This is a genomic window from Bradyrhizobium sp. HKCCYLRH2015 (assembly GCF_051168215.1).
GTDB lineage: Bacteria > Pseudomonadota > Alphaproteobacteria > Rhizobiales > Xanthobacteraceae > Bradyrhizobium.
On the sequence record NZ_JBNPUO010000010.1, the window covers coordinates 115304 to 135245 of the forward strand.

General features: G+C 66.8%; 15 protein-coding genes. 6 read left to right on the forward strand and 9 right to left on the reverse strand.

Annotation, left to right across the window (positions count from 1 at the left end; all coding sequences use genetic code 11):
* Positions 1–2 precede the first annotated feature (2 nt).
* The gene (locus ACQR1H_RS25560; protein ID WP_434908380.1) at positions 3–1190 is read right to left on the reverse strand and encodes an ABC transporter substrate-binding protein; all 1188 of its coding nucleotides are present in this window, start codon (positions 1188–1190) and stop codon (positions 3–5) included.
* 314 nt (positions 1191–1504) lie between these two features.
* Between ACQR1H_RS25560 and ACQR1H_RS25565 the strand changes: the two genes are divergently transcribed.
* The 5 genes from ACQR1H_RS25565 to ACQR1H_RS25585 all read left to right on the forward strand — a co-directional run bounded on the left by ACQR1H_RS25565 (position 1505) and on the right by ACQR1H_RS25585 (position 6280).
* The gene (locus ACQR1H_RS25565; RefSeq protein WP_434874051.1) at positions 1505–3055 is read left to right on the forward strand and encodes an AMP-binding protein; all 1551 of its coding nucleotides are present in this window, start codon (positions 1505–1507) and stop codon (positions 3053–3055) included.
* Positions 3056–3152: 97 nt separating this feature from the next.
* A complete protein-coding gene (locus tag ACQR1H_RS25570; protein ID WP_434908381.1) occupies positions 3153–3902 on the forward strand; it encodes a CBS domain-containing protein in 750 nt (249 codons plus the stop codon).
* Between the two features lie 12 nt (positions 3903–3914).
* Positions 3915–4220: a c-type cytochrome gene (locus ACQR1H_RS25575; RefSeq protein WP_316218713.1), complete on the forward strand. Its 306-nt coding sequence runs from the start codon at positions 3915–3917 to the stop codon at positions 4218–4220.
* Positions 4221–4548: 328 nt separating this feature from the next.
* Positions 4549–5931, forward strand: coding sequence for a sensor histidine kinase (locus tag ACQR1H_RS25580; RefSeq protein WP_316179376.1), 1383 nt, complete (start codon positions 4549–4551; stop codon positions 5929–5931).
* Complete coding sequence (locus ACQR1H_RS25585) at positions 5918–6280, forward strand: response regulator (protein ID WP_316218711.1); 363 nt, start codon at positions 5918–5920, stop codon at positions 6278–6280. The genes ACQR1H_RS25580 and ACQR1H_RS25585 overlap by 14 nt, the downstream gene beginning before the upstream one ends.
* Before the next feature lie 379 nt (positions 6281–6659).
* On the opposite strand, the gene ACQR1H_RS25590 is transcribed toward ACQR1H_RS25585, so the two are convergent.
* From ACQR1H_RS25590 to ACQR1H_RS25605, 4 genes are all read right to left on the reverse strand, one after another.
* Entirely contained in the window at positions 6660–8615 is a 1956-nt protein-coding gene (locus ACQR1H_RS25590; RefSeq protein ID WP_434908442.1) for an acetyl/propionyl/methylcrotonyl-CoA carboxylase subunit alpha, read from the reverse strand.
* Positions 8616–8632: 17 nt separating this feature from the next.
* Positions 8633–10249, reverse strand: a complete 1617-nt coding sequence (locus ACQR1H_RS25595; RefSeq protein WP_434908382.1) for an acyl-CoA carboxylase subunit beta — start codon at positions 10247–10249, stop codon at positions 8633–8635.
* A gap of 138 nt (positions 10250–10387) precedes the next feature.
* Positions 10388–11986, reverse strand: coding sequence for an AMP-binding protein (locus tag ACQR1H_RS25600; RefSeq protein ID WP_315801669.1), 1599 nt, complete (start codon positions 11984–11986; stop codon positions 10388–10390).
* 115 nt (positions 11987–12101) lie between these two features.
* The gene (locus ACQR1H_RS25605; RefSeq protein WP_434874052.1) at positions 12102–12968 is read right to left on the reverse strand and encodes a 3-keto-5-aminohexanoate cleavage protein; all 867 of its coding nucleotides are present in this window, start codon (positions 12966–12968) and stop codon (positions 12102–12104) included.
* Positions 12969–13156: 188 nt separating this feature from the next.
* Between ACQR1H_RS25605 and ACQR1H_RS25610 the strand changes: the two genes are divergently transcribed.
* Positions 13157–15742, forward strand: a complete 2586-nt coding sequence (locus ACQR1H_RS25610; RefSeq protein ID WP_316179370.1) for a cation-translocating P-type ATPase — start codon at positions 13157–13159, stop codon at positions 15740–15742.
* On the opposite strand, the gene ACQR1H_RS25615 is transcribed toward ACQR1H_RS25610, so the two are convergent.
* The 4 genes from ACQR1H_RS25615 to ACQR1H_RS25630 form a co-directional block, all read right to left on the reverse strand.
* Positions 15709–16503: a helix-turn-helix domain-containing protein gene (locus ACQR1H_RS25615; protein ID WP_315801776.1), complete on the reverse strand. Its 795-nt coding sequence runs from the start codon at positions 16501–16503 to the stop codon at positions 15709–15711. The two genes, ACQR1H_RS25610 and ACQR1H_RS25615, sit on opposite strands and share 34 nt — an antisense overlap.
* Positions 16504–16680: 177 nt before the next feature.
* On the reverse strand, positions 16681–17337 hold the full coding sequence (locus ACQR1H_RS25620; RefSeq protein ID WP_315801672.1) for a glutathione S-transferase family protein: 657 nt from the start codon (positions 17335–17337) through the stop codon (positions 16681–16683).
* Positions 17337–18506, reverse strand: a complete 1170-nt coding sequence (locus ACQR1H_RS25625) for an acyl-CoA dehydrogenase family protein (RefSeq protein ID WP_315801673.1) — start codon at positions 18504–18506, stop codon at positions 17337–17339. Before ACQR1H_RS25625 ends, ACQR1H_RS25620 begins: the two co-directional genes overlap by 1 nt.
* A 144-nt stretch (positions 18507–18650) precedes the next feature.
* Positions 18651–19790: an acyl-CoA dehydrogenase family protein gene (locus ACQR1H_RS25630; protein ID WP_434893630.1), complete on the reverse strand. Its 1140-nt coding sequence runs from the start codon at positions 19788–19790 to the stop codon at positions 18651–18653.
* Positions 19791–19942: the final 152 nt, after the last annotated feature.

A 19942-nucleotide genomic window follows, 5' to 3' on the forward strand; every position in this document is an offset into this window, starting at 1 on the left:
GCCTACTTCGTCAGCGGGCAGCCGCTCTCCTTGGCGGTGAAGAACGCCTTGTCGCCGGGCACCGTGGCGAGCTGCTTGTAGTAGTCCCACGGCTTCTTCGATTCCGACGGCTTCTTGACCTCGAACAGATACATGTCGTGGACCATGCGACCGTTGGCGAGCACCTTGCCTTGAGCAAAGGCGTCGTCGACCGGCAGCTCCTTCAGCTTCGCAGCCACCGCGTCGGAGTCCTTGGTTCCGGCGGCCTTCACCGCCTTCAGATAGGACAAGGTCGCGGAATAGGTGCCGGCGTGGATCATGCTCGGCATCCGGCCGGTGCGCTTCATGAAGCGCTCGCTGAAGGCGCGGGACTTGTCGTCACGATCCCAGTAGAAGCCTTCGGTGAGGATCAGGCCCTGCGCCGCCTCCAGCCCGAGGCCATGCACCTCGGACAGGGTCATCAGCAGGCCGGCGAGCTTCTGCCCGCCCTTGACGATGCCGAACTCGGCCGCCTGCTTGATCGAGTTGGTGGTGTCGAGGCCGGCATTGGCAAGCCCGATGATCTTGGCCTTCGAGCTCTGCGCCTGCAGCAGGAAGGAGGAGAAGTCCGACGAGTTGAGCGGGATGCGCACCGAGCCCAGCACCTTGCCGCCCTTCGACGTCACGATGTCGCTGGTGTCCTTCTCGAGCGCATAGCCGAAGGCGTAGTCGGCGGTCATGAAGAACCAGGTGTCGCCGCCGGATTCGACCAGCGCGCCGCCGGTGCCGACCGCGAGCGCGCGGGTGTCATAGGCCCAGTGGAAGCCGTAGGGCGTGCAGGCATCGCCTGTGATGCGCGAGGTCGCGGCGCCGACGACGATGTCGATCTTCTTCTTCTCCTTCGACAGCTCCTGGATCGCCAGCGCGACCGAGGACGTCGTCAGCTCGGTGATCATGTCGACACCCTCGGTGTCGTACCAGCGCCGCGCGATCGTGGAGGCGAGATCGGGCTTGTTCTGGTGGTCGGCGGTGACCAGCTCGACCTTCTGCCCCAGCACCTCGCCGCCGAAATCCTCGATCGCCATCTTGGCCGCTTCGACGGAATATTTGCCGCCGTAGTCGGCATAGACGCCGGACTGGTCATTGAGGATGCCGATCTTGACCTGTGCCGACGCCGGCGCCGACGCCAGCAGCGCACCGACGGCTGCAAAAGCCAGCAAACCCGATTTCATATGGTCTCTCCCCGCATGTCTTGGTCTTGAGATGTCATTCGTTGGAATGCGCGCTCATGTTATGCCAGAACCCCGGCCGCGCCCATCCCCTTCCCGCCTCGGTCAATCGGCTGACAGCCATGTTGAGAGAGGCGGGCTCCTCCGCTACATTCGCGCCAAACAACGAGCCGTCCCGCCGGGATGGTGCGCAGGGACGGAAACCGCCTGGACGCGTGAGGCAGCATCGTCTGCATCGCGTCGCCATGCCGAGGTGCCGCGGCAGGCGCCTCCCGCCCGCGCGCCGCGGCGAGCTGCGCGCATCGGCAGGAGGACACATGTACACCGGCAAGCACGCCCGGCTGCGCCCACTGCAGCCTGCCTTCATCATGGCCTCGACCGGCGAGGCGGTGACCTATCGCGAGCTGGAGGCGCGCAGCAACCGGCTGGCGCATCTGTTCCGCCAACGCGGCCTGAAGCGGCTCGACCACTATTCGATCTTCATGGAGAACAACAGCCGCTATCTGGAGGCGTGCGGCGCCGGCGAGCGCTCCGGGCTGTATTTCACCTGCGTGAACTCCTACCTCACGCCCGGCGAGCTGACCTACATCCTCAATAACAGCCGGTCGCGGCTCCTGATCACTTCCCTCGCCAAGCTCGACGTCGCGCGCGAGGCGCTGAAGGAGGCGCCCGGCATCGAGCTGTGCATCGTCGCCGATGGCGCAGGCGAGAGCGAGGGGATCGTCGGCCTCGCCGAGGCCACAGCCGGCCTGCCGGCGACGCCGATCGCCGACGAATGCGTCGGCACCGCAATGCTGTACTCCTCCGGCACCACGGGCCGGCCGAAGGGCATCCTGCGGCCGCTGCCCGAGCAGCCGCCGGTGCAGCAGCTTCCGATCTTCGACTTCCTGGAAAGGCTGTGGCGCTACCGCGAGGGCATGATCTACCTGTCGCCGGCGCCGCTCTATCACTCCGCGCCGCAGGCCGCGGTCAACCTCACCATCCGCGTCGGCGGCACCGCCATCATCATGGAGACGTTCGATCCCGAGCGTTATCTCCAGCTCGTCGAGCAATGGGGCATCACGCACACCCAATTGGTGCCGACGATGTTCTCGCGCATGCTCAAGCTGCCGGAGGACGTTCGGACCCGCTACGACCTCTCCTCGCTCGAGGTCGCAATCCACGCCGCAGCGCCCTGCCCGGCGCAGGTCAAGGAGGACATGATCAGATGGTGGGGGCCGATCATCCACGAATATTATGGCGCCACCGAAGGCCTCGGCTTCACCGCCTGCGACAGCGCGGAATGGCTCGCGCATCGCGGCACGGTCGGCAAGGTGCTGTTCGGCGACCTGCACATCCTCGACGAAAACATGCAGCCTTGCCCGGTCGGGACCGCCGGCACGGTGTGGTTCAAGACGGGCTCGCCGTTCGAATACTTCAACGACCCCGAGCGCACCAAGGAGGCCCGTTCGGCCGACGGCAGCATGAGCACCGTGGGCGACGTCGGCTATGTCGATGCCGACGGCTATCTCTATCTCACCGACCGCGCCACCTTCATGATCATCTCCGGCGGCGTGAACATCTACCCGCAGGAATGCGAGAACCTGCTGATCACGCATCCGAAGGTCGCCGATGCCGCCGTGTTCGGCGTGCCCAATCCCGATCTCGGCGAGGAGGTGAAGGCGGTGGTCCAGCCGATGTCGGGCATCATGCCCGGGCCTGAGCTGGAAGAGGAGCTGATCGCGTTCTGCCGGCAGTCGCTGTCGCGGCAGAAGGTGCCGCGCTCGATCGATTTCGAGAAGGAGCTGCCGCGGCTGCCGACCGGCAAGCTCTACAAGCGCCTGCTGCGCGACCGCTATTGGGGCAACAAGACGTCAAGGATCGTGTAGGGCGGCACGACCTCGGATTGATCCTGGTCAAGCGCGCGCGATGCCGCGGAGCTATTCTCCATCGATTGCGACCGTAGCGATTGCACGAGACGACGACATGCGCGCTCATCAAATCATGACCAGATCCGTGATCGCGGTGACGCCCGGAACCCCGGTGGCCGAGGCAGCGCGGATCATGCTGCACAACCACATCGGCGGGCTGCCGGTGGTCGACGCGTCCGGCACGCTCGTCGGCATGGTGACGGACGGTGATTTCCTGCGCCGCGCCGAGCTCGGCACCGAGCGCAGGCAAGGCCGCTGGCTCGACCTCCTGGTCGGCCGCGGTCGCATCGGCGCCGACTTCGTCCATTCCCACGGCCGGACGGTCGGCGACATCATGAGCCAGCCTCCGGTCACCGTCAGCGCCGATGCCAGCCTGGCGGAGATCGCCGAGATCATGGAAAAGCGCAACATCAAGCGTCTCCCGGTGGTGAGTGGCGACCGGCTGGCCGGCGTGGTGACACATACGGATTTCCTGCAAACCGTGGCCGACCTCGCCACTGCCGTTCCGGGCCCCACCCCCGACGATGACGGCATCCGCAGCGCCATCCTCGATTCACTCGACCAGGCCGCCTGCAAGCATTGCCGCTTCAACGTCGTCGTCCGCAACGGCATCGCGCATCTCACGGGGGCGGTGCGCAACGAGAAGGAGCGGGCCACGGCGATCGTGGCGGCCAAGAGCGTCCAGGGCGTCAGGAGCGTGCGCGACCACATGTGGGTCTATCCGCCCCCAGAAGACGAGTTCGGCGGCGGTGACATCGTCTCGCTGCAGGACCAGCCGTCGACCGACGACGACCAGCCGCTGTGAGGAGAACCGGGCGTGCGACGTGCCTCCGTACCATCGCTGCTGCTGCTGGTCCTGCTCTCCGCTCCGGCGGCCGCCGAGGATCTCGACCACGGCCGCCAGCTCGCCGAGCGCTGGTGCGCCGCCTGCCACGCGGTGGCCACCAAGCCGACCAAGTTCCGGCGCGCCCGGCCGTTCGTCGCCATCGCGGCCAGGGACGACGTGACGAAGGAGATGCTGACCAAGTTCCTCCTGCTTCCCCACGCAACGATGGCCAACAATCCGCTCAGTGCGAATGATGCGGCCGACCTGGCAGGCTACATTCTCAGCCTGAGGAAGTAGTTAAGGCCACATTCGCCAATGGGTTGAGCCGCAGCCCCCGGCCGGCGGCGTCCGGCTGCAAGCGCACCCTGGCGCCGGTTCGGCGGCAATTTAACAGGATCCCTTGGAACAAACCGCCCAAGCCTGCGTTCTTGGTGTTCGCCGTCGTGAGCTGGAGCACGTCGCACGGCCCCTGGGGGGTCTGCTGGCGGCAAGCCGTCCTGTCCTCGTTGCCGGAAAAACCAACAACAAGCAGCGATCGAGATAGCCCTTGCATTTGTACACAAACAAGTTGGTAATCCCGCGCGCGGCGTCTTCTCTGTCGACCTGTTAGCAAGGAGCCTGCGACGTGCACGGAATGCCCGGCGCCTCCCCCGCCCCACGCGTAACCGACGACGATACGGCCTATCTGGCGGCGATCGTGGAGTGCTCGGCCGACGCCATTGTCGGCACCACCGCAGACGGTATCATCCGCAGCTGGAATGCGGCTAGCGAACGGATGCTGGGGTTCACCGCGGCTGAAATGATCGGCAGACCCGTCTCCGAGATCATACCCCCCGAGCTGGCAGAAGAAGCGAGCGCCTTGCGCGCCAGGGTCAACGCGGGCGAAGCGATCGAGAGCTTCGAGACCGTCCGGCTGACCAAGCCGGGACGCCCGATCGAGGTCTCCATCACGTTTTCACCGATCCGCAGCAGCACCGGCGTGATCGTCGGCATCTCCAAAATCATCCGCGACGTCACGCTGTCGAAGAAGGCCGAGCGTGCGTCGGCGATGCTCGCGGCCATCGTCGCCTCGTCCTCGGACGGCGTCGTCAGCAAGACGCTGGACGGCACGATCACCAGCTGGAACAAGAGCGCCGAACGCATCTTCGGCTTCTCGGAAGGCGAGATGATCAACCACTCGATCCGCACGATCATCCCGCAGGAGCGCCAGGCCGAGGAGGACCGGATCCTTGCCACCGTGCTGTCCGGCGAGATCATCGACAATTTCGAGACCATCCGCCTGCGCAAGGATGGCGCGCTCATCGACGTATCGGTAACGGTTTCGCCGGTCCGGGATTCCAGCGGCCGCATCATCGGCGCCTCCAAGATCGTGCGTGACATCACCGACAAGCGCCAGACAAGGGAGCAGTTGCGCACCTTGCTGGCCGAGGTGAACCACCGCAGCAAGAACCTGCTGTCGCTGGTGCAGGCGATCGCCCGGCAGATGACCCGTCACGGCCGCCAGCTCGACCTCAACCGCTTTCTGGAGCGCCTGCAGGCGATCGCGAGCAATCAGGATCTCCTGATTCAGAACGATTGGCGTTTCATTCCGCTCGACGGGCTCGTCCGCTCGCAACTCGGCGCGTTCAACGACCTGATCGGCAACCGCATCGCGATCGACGGACCATCGATCGAGCTGACGCCGGAGGCCGCGCAGTCGATCGGCATGGCGGTTCACGAGCTCGCCACCAACGCCGCCAAATATGGTGCGCTGTCGAACGACGACGGACGGATCGCGATCCGCTGGCTGCGCATCGATGACAGCTTCGACATGACCTGGGTCGAGAGCGGCGGGCCTGAGGTCGCGCCGCCGGAGCACACCGGTTTCGGCAGCCGGGTGATTTCCGACCTGGTGCGCGCCGGCCTGGATGGAACGGTCGAGGTCGAGTTCCTGCCGGCCGGACTGCGCTGGCACCTGAGGTGCCCCCTGCAACGCCTCTGCCGCGACCGTCATCATGCGCGCCAGTGAGAAGACTCATCTCCTGATCGTCGAGGACGATCCCATGATCGGCTTCGACCTCGCGGTCGAGCTCGAAGCCGCCGGATTCACGGTGGTCGGCGTGGCTCCGACCGTGCACAAGGCCCTCCATCTGCTGGAGCTGAATCATTGCGATCTTGCCGTGCTCGACGTCAATCTCGGGCAGGAAACATCGGCGCCGATCGCGCGCGCCTTGGCGGCGGCCGGCGTGCCCTTCGTCGCCGTCACCGGCTATTCCGTCGATCAATGCCCGGAGGAATTCGCCACGGCACCGCTGCTGTCGAAGCCGTTCCAGACGTCGCGGCTGGTCGCGGCGCTACGCCGTCAGTTGCACGAGTGAGAGTCGCAAGCGACCGAGCTTAAATCCCCGCTGGTTCGCGTACTTTCTTCTTCGCGACGAATTCGTTTGCAAACAGCTGGAGACGAGACACGCGCAGAGACGAGAAACGAGCCATTTCGGCACGGACGGTAGGCTCCCTCGCCCCGTTCTTACGGGGAGAGGGGTGGGGTGAGGGCAGCCGCACGAGAAGTATACGTGGATAGACCTGTACCCCCCTCACCCGGATTGCATCTGACGATGCAATCCGGCCTCTCCCCGCTTGCCGCGGGCGGGGAGAGGTGCACCGAGCCAGCCGTAAGATGTCGGCACACACGCGCTGCGACAAGCAATGATTGCCTTCGTCGCAGATCTTCCCGTAGCTCACTCCCCTGCCCGACGATCAGGCCGCAATCTCCGCCACGATCCGGCCCGTCGTCACCTGGTCGCCCTCGGCAACCTCGATCGCGGTCACCGTTCCAGCGATGCCGGCGGTGTGGACGTGCTCCATCTTCATCGCCTCGAGCGTCACCACCGGCTGTCCCACAGCCACGCTGTCGCCCGGCTTCACCAGCACCGCGACCACACGACCATTCAACGCCGCGCGAACCCTGCCATCACCGCCGCCAGCCGCTGAGGATTGCGGCCTGGCCAACGTCACGTCGCGCAGCGCCAGCGTCTGGCCGCGATGCTGGACGAACAGCCGATCGTTGTCGCGGACGAAGCGCACGCTCTCGACGATCTCGGCGTGACGAACGCGGATCGTATCATCCGTGAGCGATACGATGTCGAAACGATGCTCTGCATCGCCACGTGTCACGCGATAGATTCCGTCACGCTCGCGCAGCAGCTCGCACTCGGCCACCTCGCCGGCGATCTCGAACCGGAGCGGCGTCGCGAAGGCAGCCGCGAGCGAGCGGCCGCGGCGGACGGGATGCGCGAGCGGATGGCTGACGGAGAGCAGCAGCGCGCCCAGCGCGAGGTCTGCCGCTTCGGCGGCCGGCGCACGCAGCTCGTCGCGATGCGCCGCGATGAATGCGGTGGTCGCCTTGCCCGCGGCGAAGGCCGGATGCCGCAGGCAGGACATCAGGAAGGCCCGGTTGGTCGGGACGCCCAAGGCAACGGCCTGCTCCAATCCGGCGATCAGCCTTGCGCGCGCCTCCTCACGAGTCGCAGCATGGCTGATCAGCTTGGCGATCATCGAATCGTAATGGGGCGGGATCTCCGCGCCGGACTCCAGCGCATGCTCGACCCGGATCGTCTCGGGCATCTGCCACAGCGCCATCCGCCCGGACTGCGGCATGAAGTCGTGCGCCGCATCCTCGGAGCATAGTCGCACCTCGATCGCATGACCCGAGAAGCTGATCTGCTCCTGGCGTAACGGCAGCGGCTCGCCGGCGGCGACGCGCAATTGCCATTCGACGAGATCGAGTCCCGTCAAGGCCTCTGTCACGGGATGCTCGACCTGCAGCCGCGTGTTCATCTCCATGAAGTAGAACTGCCCGTCGCCGTCGAGCAGGAATTCCAGCGTACCCGCTCCCTCATAGCCCAGCGCCTTCACCGCCTGCACCGCCACCGCGCCCATGCGCGCGCGCAGCTCCGGCCCGACCGCCGGCGACGGCGCCTCCTCGATCAGCTTCTGATGCCGCCGCTGTACCGAGCAGTCGCGCTCGCCGAGATGGACGGCATTGCCGAACGAATCGCCGAACACCTGGATCTCGATGTGGCGCGGATTGGCGATCGCCTTCTCGAGGATGACGGTGCCGTCGCCGAACGCCGTCGCGGCTTCCGAGCGTGCGCTGCGCAGCAGGTCGGGAAAGGCGTCCGCATCCGTCACCAGCCGCATGCCGCGGCCACCTCCACCGGCCACGGCCTTGATCATCACGGGAAAGCCGATGCGGCGCGCTTCGCGCAGCATCGCCTCGTCGCCCTGGTCCTCGCCCTGATAGCCGGGCACGCAGGGGACCCCGGCGCGGTGCATGATGTCCTTGGCGCCGGCCTTGTTGCCCATCGCCGCGATCGCCACCGGCGATGGTCCGATGAAGACCAGCCCCGCCTCCTCGCAGGCCTGCGCGAATCCTTCGTTCTCGGCGAGAAAGCCGTAGCCGGGATGCACGGCATCGGCCCCGCTCGCCTTGGCCGCAGCAATGATCGCGGCAATGTTCAGATAGGATTGCGCCGGCGGTGGCGCGCCGATGCGGACCGCCTGATCGGCGAGCCGGACATGCGGCGCACCATGATCAGCATCGGAATAGACTGCGACCACGCCGTAGCCGAGCCGGCGCGCGGTGCGCATGATCCGCAAGCCGATCTCGCCGCGGTTGGCGATCAGCACCTTGTGGAACGGCCTGCGTTGCATTCCCGTCATCTCTCCGCTCATGGCCTGGACACCGAGAATTGCATGCGCTGCGGCCGTCGCGCCTCCGCCTCGCAGCAGATCGCCAGCACCTCCGACAGCACCGCGCGGGTGTCGCGCGGATCGATCACGCCGTCGTCGAGCACGCGCGCCGAGGTCGCAAATACGTCCATCTGGCTGTCGAACACGCCGATGATCTGCGCCTTCATGGCGTCGAGCTTCTCGCGCTCCACCGGCTTGCCGCGGCGGGCCGCGGCCGCTTCGGTCACGATCGCCATCGTCTCCGCCGCCTGCTCACCACCCATCACGGCGGTCTTGGCGTTGGGCCAGGAGAAGCAGAAGCGCGGGTGGAACCCACGGCCACACATGCCGTAATTGCCGGCGCCGAACGAGGCGCCGCAATAGAGCGTGATCTGCGGCACGGTCGCCGAGGTCACCGCCTGGATCATCTTGGAGCCGTGCTTGATCATGCCGGCCTCCTCATAGGCGCGGCCGACCATGTAGCCTGTGGTGTTGTTGAGATAGAGGATCGGCGTTCGGCTCTGGCAACAGGACTGGATGAAGTGCGTCGCCTTGTTGGCGCCCGCCGGATCGAGCGGGCCGTTGTTGGTGACGATGCCGATCGCCTGCCCCTCGACGCGGGCATGGCCGCACACCGTGGCCGGTCCGTAGTTCGGAGCCATCTCGACGAAGTCACTGTCGTCGACGATGCGCGCAATGACCTGGCGCATGTCAACGGGACGCTTGTGGTCGAGCGGCATGATGCCGAGCAGCTCCTCCTGATCGTAGCGCGGCGGCTTGACCGGCGATGGCTCCTGCGATGGCCGGTCCCAGTTGAGCTTGCCCATGATCTCGCGCGCGATGCGCAGCGCGTCGCGATCGTCCTCGGCGAGATAGTCGCCGAGCCCGGAGATCGAGGTGTGCATCTCGGCGCCGCCGAGCTCCTCCTCGGTGGCGATCTCCCCGGTCGCGGCCTTCAGCAGCGGCGGTCCGGCGAGGAAGGCGCGGGTGCGGCCGCGCACCATGACGATGTAGTCGGACAATCCGGTCTGATAGGCACCGCCCGCGGTCGACGAACCATGCGTCACGGTGACCACCGGCAGGCCGGCCGCCGAGAGTCGCGCCAGGTTGCGAAAGATGTTGCCGCCGCGGACGAAATCCTCGACGCGGTAGCGCAGCAGGTTGGCGCCGGCGCTCTCGACGAGCTGCACGTAGGGCAGCTTGTTCTCCAGCGCCAGCTCCTGCACGCGCAAGGTCTTGTCGAGGCCGTAAGGCTGCAGCGCGCCGGCATCGATGCCGGCGTCGTTGGCCGAGACCATGCAGCGCACGCCGGCGACGAAGCCGATACCCGCAATGACGCCGCCACCCGGCACGCTCTTGGCCGGGTCCGGCGTATCGAACATGTAGCCGGCAAGCGTCGACAGCTCGAGGAACGGCGCGCCAGGGTCGAGCACCAGGGCGACGCGCTCGCGCGGCAGCAACTGGCCGCGCTGATGGAAGCGCTCCTTGGCCGCCGCGGAGGCATTGCGCGCGCGCGCCTCGAGATCGCGCATCCGCGCGATCAGGCCGAGCATGCCGTCACGGTTGGCCTGGAAGGCGGCGCCGGACGGAGAGATGGTGTTGTCGATCACGGCCACGGACGGGTTCTCTCATTTGGCGTCATTCCGGGGCGCGCGGAGCGCGAGCCCGGAATCCATCGCCACGATGGGGAGTATGGATTCCGGGCCTGGCCCTTCGGGTCATCCCGCAATGACGGAGGAAGTCGAGTAGACGGCTCACGCGCTCTTCGCCGCGAAATGCTCGCCATAGGCCTGGCGCAGCTCGACCTTGCGCAGCTTGCCGGTGGCCGTCATCGGCATCTCCTCGAGCACCCGCACCAGCTTCGGCACCTGGAAGCCGCCGAGCGACTTGCGGCAGTGCTCGAGCAGCTCGGTCTCACTGGCCTGCGCGCCGGGCTTGAGCTTGACGAAGGCCGACACCGCCTCGCCCCATTGCGGATGCGGCAGGCCGACGACGGCGGCATTCTGCACCGCCGGATGCGCCAGCAGGGTCTCCTCGATCTTGACCGAGGCGACGTTCTCGCCGCCGGACTTGATCATGTCCTTCTTGCGGTCGAGGAACAGCACCTCGCCGTTGTCGATGACCGCGAGATCGCCGGTGTGGTGCCAGCCGAACTTGCGGGCGTCCTCGGTCGACTTCGGATCCTTGTAATAGCCCAACATCACGTTCGGCCCGCGATGCACCAGCTCGCCGATCTCGCCCGGCGGCAGCAGATTGCCGGCATCGTCCATGATCGCGGTCTCGTTGACGAACAGCGACTCGCCCCAGTAGTTGCCGAAGCGGTTGAGCTGGACCTCGGGCCGCGACATCGTCGTCGCGGGATACATCTCGGTCTGACCGCTGGTCAGCGCGAAGTTCGGACACAGCTCCTTGATCGCGCGCTCGAGCAGCGGCCGACCCATCGGCGCCATGGTGTAGAGGCAGGTGCGCAGATGCGAGAGGTCGAACTCCTTGCGCCGCGGATGATCGAGGATGGCCTGGTACATCAACGGCAGACCGACGAACACGGTCAGCCGATCGCGCACGATCGCCTCCATGCAGGCGACCGGGTCGAAGCCGCGCATCAGCGCCATGCGGCCGCCGACCGAGAGATAGCTGAGCAGCAGCACGTGACCGGCACAGTGGAACAGCGGGAACTGCCCGGTGATGCCGTCGTCGCGCGAGAGCTGCATCTCGATGCAGTTGCTCATCACGGCCATCACCACGGCGAGGTGGCAATGCATCGCGCCCTTCGGCCGCGACGTCGTGCCCGACGTGTAGATGATCATCGCGAGATCGCGGTCGTTGATCTCGATCTCGGGCTCGACGTCCGAATGCCCCTGGATGAGGTCGTTGAAGCTGGCAAGCCCCGCGGTCCTCGCCGTCCCGGTGAGATCGACGGCGATCAGCTCGACGCCGCGCTGTTCCAGCGCCGCCCGCCGCTCCGGCTGCGCAAACAGATTGTCGTCGATGAGCGCGAACCGCACCTCGGCATGGCCGAGGATGTAGTCCATGTCGGCGGGCCCGAGCATCGTATTGATCGGCACCCAGACGAGACCGGCGCGATGGATGCCGAACAGCGCTTTGACGAACTCGATCGAGTTGTTGCAGACGGTCGAGATTGTCTCGCCCGGCTTCAGCCCCTTGGCGAGGAGATGGTTCGCGAACCGGTTGGCATCGCGCTCGAGCTCGGTGAACGTCACTTGGCGGCCGCCATCGGTGATCGCAACCCGATCCGGGAAGCGCCGCGCCGCGCGCTTCAGGAGATCGCCGATCGCAACCCGGCCGATCCGGCCCGGACCGGGCACGCCGCCGGTGGTCTCAAGATTGGTCATTGATTTACTCCTCCCCATCGGCGTCATTGCGAGGAGCGCAGCGACGAAGCAATCCAGGGCCCCGCCCACGACTCTGGATTGCTTCGCTGCGCTCGCAATGACGGAGCACTTCGCATCAGTTGACGGTGCCGAACATCTGCCGCGCCTCGGCGGGGCTTGCGATCTCGCGGCCCGCCCGCCTTGCGCAGGCGGCGATCGCCTCGATCAATTGGCCGTTCGAGGTCACCTTGGTGCCGTCGGCGAGATAGAACGTGTCCTCCAGTCCGGTGCGGAGATGGCCGCCGAGCTCGGCGCAACGTTGGTGCAGCGGCCAGATCTCGGCGCGGCCGATCGCGGTGACCTGCCAATGCGCCTCGGCGAGCTTCAGCTTGAGCAGGATCGGCAGCAACTCGGGATCAGCCGGCATGCCCGACGCGACGCCCATCACGAAGTTGTATTCGAGCGGGCCGTCATACATGCCGGTCTGGCGATACATCCCGACACAGCGCACGATGCCGACATCGAAGCATTCGAATTCCGGGATCGTGTGCGCGTCCTTCATCGCGGCGAGATAGTCCTGGATCTTCTCGACCGAATTGTCGAACATCATCGGCGGCCAGGCCCAGGTGTTGTCGGCCTTGACCTTGAGGTAGTTCAGCGAGCCGGCATTGCAGGCCGCGATCTCCGGCCGGGTCTGCCGGATGCAGTCGAGCGCGCCTTGATAGTCCGGTCCCGACACGCCCGAGGTGTGATTGATGATCACGCCGGGGCAGGCCTCGCGGATCGCCTGCTGGATCTCGCGGGAGACGTCGACGTCCCAGGACGGCAGATGCCCCTTGCCAGCGGCCTGCTGGCGCAGATGGATGTGCATAATCGCCGCACCCGCGTCATAGGCGCGCCGCGCCTCGCGCGCCATCTCCTTGGGCGTGACCGGCACGTGATGCTGCCTGGGATCGGTGAGCACGCCGTTCAGCGCGCAGGTGATGACGGCTTTGTCGCTCATGGCACTCGTTCGATGGGCTGCGCGCAGGCGGCGCTGTGCTGATAGGGTCCGTATATGACGGTCGCACGCCGGGATCTGCTTGCGTTGACTCGCTGGTGACATGCAGCGCAACCGGATATTGCTTTGCGTCAAGTCCGCGGCCGGAAACGGCGCTAAGCGGTTCCTGCTCTCCTCCTCACGGGCGTGCAATGTCGACCGACCCACAACCTGCGCCGATGTTTCCCGATGGCTTGAGCGCGGCGGAAGCCGCGCGCCGGCTGCAGACGGAGGGCTTCAACGAGCTGCCGCAAGCAGGCTCGCGCTCGATGCTGCGCCTCGTCGCCGACGTTCTGAAGGAACCGATGCTGCTGTTGCTGCTGGGCGGCGCCGGCATCTATCTCGCGCTGGGCGACATGGCGGAGGCGATCCTGCTCGGCGTATTCGCCTCGGCTTCCGTCTTCATCACCATCGTGCAGGAGGCGCGGACCGAGCGCGTGCTGGAATCGCTGCGCGACCTGTCCAGCCCGCGCGCCCTGGTGATCCGCGACGGCGAGCGCATCCGCATCGCCGGCCGCGAGGTGGTGCGCGGCGATCTCATCGTGCTCTCGGAGGGCGATCGCGTCGCAGCCGATGCGGTGCTGCGCGACTGCGACGATCTGCTCACGGACGAATCGCTGTTGACGGGCGAATCGGTGCCGGTGCGCAAGCGGCCGGCCGCCGGCGAAGCGATGGACGCGGCAACCGTGGCCGGCGGCGACGACCAGCCCTTCGTCTTCTCCGGCAGCCTGGTGGTGCGCGGCGGCGGCATCGCCGAGGTGATGGCGACGGGGCCGCACACGGCGATCGGCAGGATCGGCCAGTCGGTGACCGCCCTGGAGACCGAGACGCCGCGGCTGCGGCAGCAAACCCGGCGCCTGGTGGTGGCGTTCGCGATCGGCGGCGCCATCGTGGTTGCGATCACGGTCGTGCTCTATGCGATGTATCGCGGCGGCTGGCTGGAGGGAATCCTCGCCGGCATCGCGCTGGGCATGTCGATGCTCCCTGAAGAATTCCCGGTGGTGTTGACGGTGTTCCTGGCGATGGGCGCCTGGCGCATCTCGCAGGCGCGGGTGCTGACGCGGCGCGCCTCGGCAATCGAATCGCTCGGCGCCGCCACCGTGCTGTGCTCCGACAAGACCGGCACCCTGACGCAAAACCGCATGATGGTGGCCCGGCTGGTGCTGCCGGACGGCGGCGTGCTGCAGCCTGCGACGGCGACGCCGGAAGCCATCGCACCGCCGTTCCGCGATCTCGTCGCCACCGCCGTGCTCGCCTGCGACCCGCAGTCGCATGATCCGATGGAGAAGGCGCTGCACGCGCTCGGCGCCGACGCCACCGCGGGCGCCACGTTGCAGCGGCGCTACGGTTTGCGCCCCGACCTGCTGGCGATGACCAACGTCTGGTCGCGCGACGGCGCCGGTGTCGCGGCGGCCAAGGGTGCTCCGGAAGCGATCGCGAAGCTGTGCGGCGTCGACGGCGGCGCGCTGGCGGCGCTGCAGGCGCGCGTCGAGACGCTCGCCGCCGAGGGCCTGCGCGTGCTCGGCGTCGCCGAGGCGAGCTGGAGCGGCGAGGCGCTCCCCGACGCGCAGCAGGACTTCGCGTTCTCATTCCGCGGTCTCGTCGGCTTCGCCGACCCGCTGCGCCCGGAGGTGAAGGATGCCGTCGCCGAGTGCCGCGCCGCCGGCGTCCGCGTCATCATGATCACCGGCGACTATCCCGCGACGGCCACCGCCATTGCGCGGCAGGCCGGGATCGATCCCGAGCGCGTCATCGCGGGCCCCGAGCTTGCCGATCTCGACGACGACGCCCTGGCGCTTGCGGCGCGCGCGCCGACGGCGTTCGCGCGCATCATGCCGGAGCAGAAGCTGCGCATCGTCACCGCGCTCAAGGCCGACGGCGAGATCGTCGCGATGACCGGCGACGGCGTCAACGACGCGCCGTCGCTCAAGGCCGCGCATATCGGCATCGCCATGGGCGGCCGCGGCACCGACGTCGCGCGCGAGGCCTCGGCGATCGTGCTGCTCGACGATGATTTCGGCTCGATCGTCAAGGCGATCCGGCTCGGCCGGCGCATCTACGATAATCTGCGCAAGGCGATGAGCTTCATCCTCGCCGTGCACTTTCCCATCGCCGGGCTGGCGCTGCTGCCGCTCGTCACCGGCCTGCCGCTCCTGCTCGGACCCGTGCACATCGCGTTTCTCGAGATGATCATCGATCCCGTCTGCTCGCTGGTGTTCGAGGCCGAGACCGAGGAGAGCGACATCATGCGGCGGCCGCCGCGCGATCCGCAGGAGCCTTTGCTGCCGCGGCCGCTGGTGCTGTGGGGGGCGTTGCAGGGCATCCTGGCGATGCTCGCCACGGGTGGCGTACTGCTGCTTGCACACCGCAATGGCATGCCGGACGACGAGCTCCGCGCGCTGGTGTTCTTCAGCCTGGTGTCGGTGATCGTCAGCCTGATCTTCGTCAACCGCTCGTTCTCGAGCTCGCTGCGCGAGGCGCTGCTGCGGCCGAACCGCATGCTGCTGCTGGTGATCGGCTTCGTCGTCGCCGTGCTCGCGACAAGTCTGACGCTGCCTGCCGCTGCGGCGCTGTTCCGGTTCGGACCGCTGCACGCCGACGATCTCGCGCTGACTGCAGCCGCCGCGATCACGACGCTGATCATGCTCGAACTGTCGAAGTTTCCGCTGCGCGCCGCCCTGTCGCGGCGCGCGGACAAGCCGGATCAGGTGGTCAAGGCCGCCTCGCCGGCGCGGTAGATCGCGAGATCGCGCGAGCCGGAGAAGATCGCGCGCGGCTTCAGCCCGTAGAAGCGGCGGATCGAGTGGCTGAAATGCGTGGAATCGGGATAGCCGATGTCCTGCGCGAGATGCGCCAGGTTGAGGTCCTGGTTGGCGTAGTTGAGCAGATGCCGCGCGCGCTTCCAGGCGCGGAACGAGCGGAAGGAGATGTCGGTCTCCTCCTTGAACAGATGCAGGAAGCGCGACGTCGAGAGCCCGACGGCGGCGGCGCAGCTCTCGGCGGTCGCCGGCTCGCCGGAGAAGCGGCTGATCAGGCCGATCGCCTTGACCACGCGGGGATCGAGCGTCCGCTGCGGCAGCACCTCGCCGAAGCACAGCCGGTCGAACACGGCGCTAGTGACGTCGCCGCTCAGCGGCCGCTGCACCAGCTCCTCATAGGCGGCGCGGATGCGGCAGGCATAGGCCTCCGCCTCGCGGGTGACCTTGCTCGCGAAGCGGTCCAAGGCGCCGATCGGCACGCTCTCCGGCTCGATCGTCACGACGATGACGGTGCGATAATCACTCTCGATCGTGTGCTGCCTGTTGGGCGGCACGACCAGCAGCTCGCCGCAACGCTCCTCGCCGCCATCGGGAATCAGCCGCAGGCTGCCGGTGAGCGCGACGTAGATATGGCACGCGCCCGAGCAGCGCTGGCGCGGACGGCCGAGCAGCCCGGCGTAGAAGACGCGCTCGGGCGTGATCAGCATGAGATGGCCGGAGTCCCGGCGCGTCACGTCCATGGTCTTCACATCCATGGTCTTCCTCCTGAGGCGCGGCTCTGTCGGCCGCTTCTTTGGAAGAGAACCATAGCGCAATTCGCGTCGCTGTCATCGGCGATGACTGCCGATTTTTGTCGCGGTTAACCCAGTGCTCAAGGATGCATCCGTCATCCGGGACGCCCGAATGACGTGCGCAACTCACGGCCTGACACGCGGCTTGATGCCCTGCTCCACGCCTGCACGCTGCTCGGCGGCGCGCGCCCTCTGGTAGCCATCGCGCTGCTGCAGGCGCGCCCAATAGGCCGCCACATTCGGCCCGAACTCCTTGGAAAGGCCGAGCGTGTCGGCGAGCCGCAACGCATAGCCGATCACGATGTCGGCCGCGGTGAAACGACCGGCGCACAAGAACTCGGCATTCGCGGTCGCTGCCTCCACCGCGCGCAGCCGGCCCAGGAACCATTTGGCGTAGTCGGCGGCGACTTGCGGCGAACGCCGCTCTTCCGGCTCGAGCTGAGTGTATCGCAATACCAGCGTCTGCGGGAACGTCAGCGTCGCGTCGGAGAAATACATCCAGTTGAGGAACGCACCGTAGGCCGCCTCCTCAGGTCCGACCATCAGCGGCGTCGGGCCGTGCTTGATGCCGAGATAGTGACAGATGCCGGAGGACTCCGTCATCTTCGTCTCGCCGTCGATCAGAAGCGGGATCGTGCCCAGCGGATTGATCGCCAGATATTCCTTCGCCAGCACCCGTGGCGGGAACGGCAGCATCTTCAACTCGTAGTTAAGTCGAAGCTCTTCTAGCATCCACAACGGGCGAAACGACCGGGCGCCGTCGCAATGATACAGCGTGATCATCAGGCGTTCCCCGCTTTGCCGGTGCCGGGCAAAGTCCCCATCATCTTGCACAGGATGGTCAACATGACCTCGTCGGCGCCGCCGCCGATCGAGCTCAGGCGCGAATCGCGATAGGCGCGGCTGACCGGGGTCTCGTTCATGAAGCCCATGCCGCCCCAATATTGCAGGCAGGCGTCGGTGAGCTCGCGGCCGAGCCGGCCGGTCTTGAGCTTCACCATGGTTGCGAGCCGCGTCACGTCCTCGCCGGCGATCATCGCCTCCGCGGCCTGATAGGTCAGCGCGCGCAGCAGTTCGACCTCGGTCTGCATCTCCGCGAGCTTGAAGTGGACGACTTGGTTGTCGAGGATCGAGCGGCCGAAGGCCTTGCGGTTGCGCGTGTACTCGATGGTCGCGTTGATGATGGACTCATGCGCCTTCAGGCAGGCGGCGCCGGCCCACAGTCGCTCCTCCTGGAACTGCATCATCTGATAGGTAAAACCCTGCCCCTCCTCGCCGACGCGGTTGCGCTTGGGCACCCGGACATTGTCGAAGAAGATCTGCGCGGTGTCGGACGAGCGCATGCCCATCTTGTCGAGCTTGCGCGCGACCTGCACGCCCTTGCTCTTCATCGGCACGCAGATCAGCGACTTGTTGCGATGGACAGGTCCGTCGCTGGTGTTGGCGAGCAGGCAGATGAAATCGGCCTGGGTACCATTGGTGATCCACATCTTGCCGCCATTGATGACGTAGTCGTCGCCATCGGAGCGCGCCTGGGTCTTGATCGAGGCGACGTCGGAGCCGGCACCGGGCTCGGACACGCCGATGCAGGCGACGTAGTCGCCTGAGATGGCGGGCGCCAGGAACTCCTTGCGCACCTCGTCGGAGCCGAACCGCGCCAGCGCCGGGGTCGCCATGTCGGTCTGCACGCCGATCGCCATCGGGATCGCGCCGCAATTGATGGCGCCGAGCTCTTCCGCCATCATCAGCGCGTAGGAATAGTCCAGCCCCTGGCCGCCGAACTCGATCGGCTTGTTGAGGCCGAGAAAGCCGAGGTCGCCGAGCTTCTTGAACAGCTCATGCGCGGGGAAGATGCCGGCCTCCTCCCATGCGTCGACGTGAGGATTGATCTCGGCGGCGATGAACTTCTGCAGGATGCGGCGCGGTTCGTCGTGGTCGGCGGTGAAGAGCATGTTTCATTCCCTGTCATTCCGAGCGGTCGCGCAGCGGCCGACCCCGGAATCTCGCTATGTCTTATCTAACTGCTTCACGATCGTCAGTCCGGGGCAAGGCCGCAGGCCTTGAACCTGGAATGACGGGCTTGGAGAGGCCGCGACTCACAATCCCATCTGCCGGCTGGCCAGATCTTTCATGATCTCCTCCGTGCCGCCGCCGATGGCGTTGACCTTGACCTCGCGATAGATCCGTTCCACGCGGACACCCCGCATGAAACCGGCGCCGCCAAAGATCTGCACGGCGTCCGAGGCGCAGTAGGCCATCGTCTGCGTCGCCTGGTTCTTCATCATGCAGATCTCGGCGACCGGATTGTCGCCCTGTTCGAGCCGCCACGCCAGCATTTCCAGCATCGCCTGCGACGCCGCCACGCGCTGCGCCATGTCGACCAGCTTGTGGCGGATGACCTGGTGCTGGGCGAGCGGCTTGCCGAAGGTGTGGCGCTCCCGGGCGTAGGCGATCGCATCGTCGAGGCAGACACGGGCGTAGGCCGTGCAGCTCGCCGCCATGCCCATCCGTTCGCTGTTGAAATTGTGCATGATCAGCTTGAAGCCCTGCCCTTCCTCTCCGATCAGGTTCTCGACCGGCACGCGGCAGCCGTCGAAATGCAGGGTCGCCGTGTCCGACGCCCACCAGCCCATCTTGTCGAGCCTGGTGCGCGTCAGCCCCGGCGTGTCGCCGGGCACGAGCAGCAGACTGACGCCCGCCGGCCCCGGTCCGCCGGTGCGCACCGCGACGGTGATGTAGTCGGCCCGCATCCCGGAGGTGATGAATGTCTTCTCGCCGCTGACGACATAATGATCGCCGTCGCGGACGGCCCTGGTCCTGAGATTGGCAACGTCAGAGCCACCGCTCGGCTCGGTGATCGCCAGCGCCGAGATCTTGCGCCCCGCAAGAATCTCCGGCAGCACGCGCGCCCTCACCTGCGGCTGCGCGGCGCGCGCGATCGGCGGCGCGCCGATCGTATGGCTCATCAGGCTGGCACTGATGCCGCCGGCCCCCGCACGCGCCAATTCCTGCGACGATACGATCTTCATGAACTGGTCGGCCGGCACGCCGCCGAATTCCTCCGGGAAGCCGAGCCCAAGCAGGCCGATCTCCGCCGCCTTCAGATACAGCGCGCGCGGAAATTCGCCGGCCTCGTCCCACGCGCTCGCGAACGGCGCGATCTCCTTGTCGACGAAGCGCTTGATGACGTCGCGGAAGGCCTCGTGCTCGGCCGTATAGAACGGGCTTTTCGTCATGGCGGTGCCGGGAGGATCCTGCTTCGTGCGCCTCAGAAGATGCGCCGGAAACGCCCGTATCAACTTGCGTGGAGTGGCTGGCTGGCAAAATCACCTGCGGCGCGCCCGGTCGGCCCGGCCGGCTTCCCAGGGCCAGCGCCTGGACGCAAGAC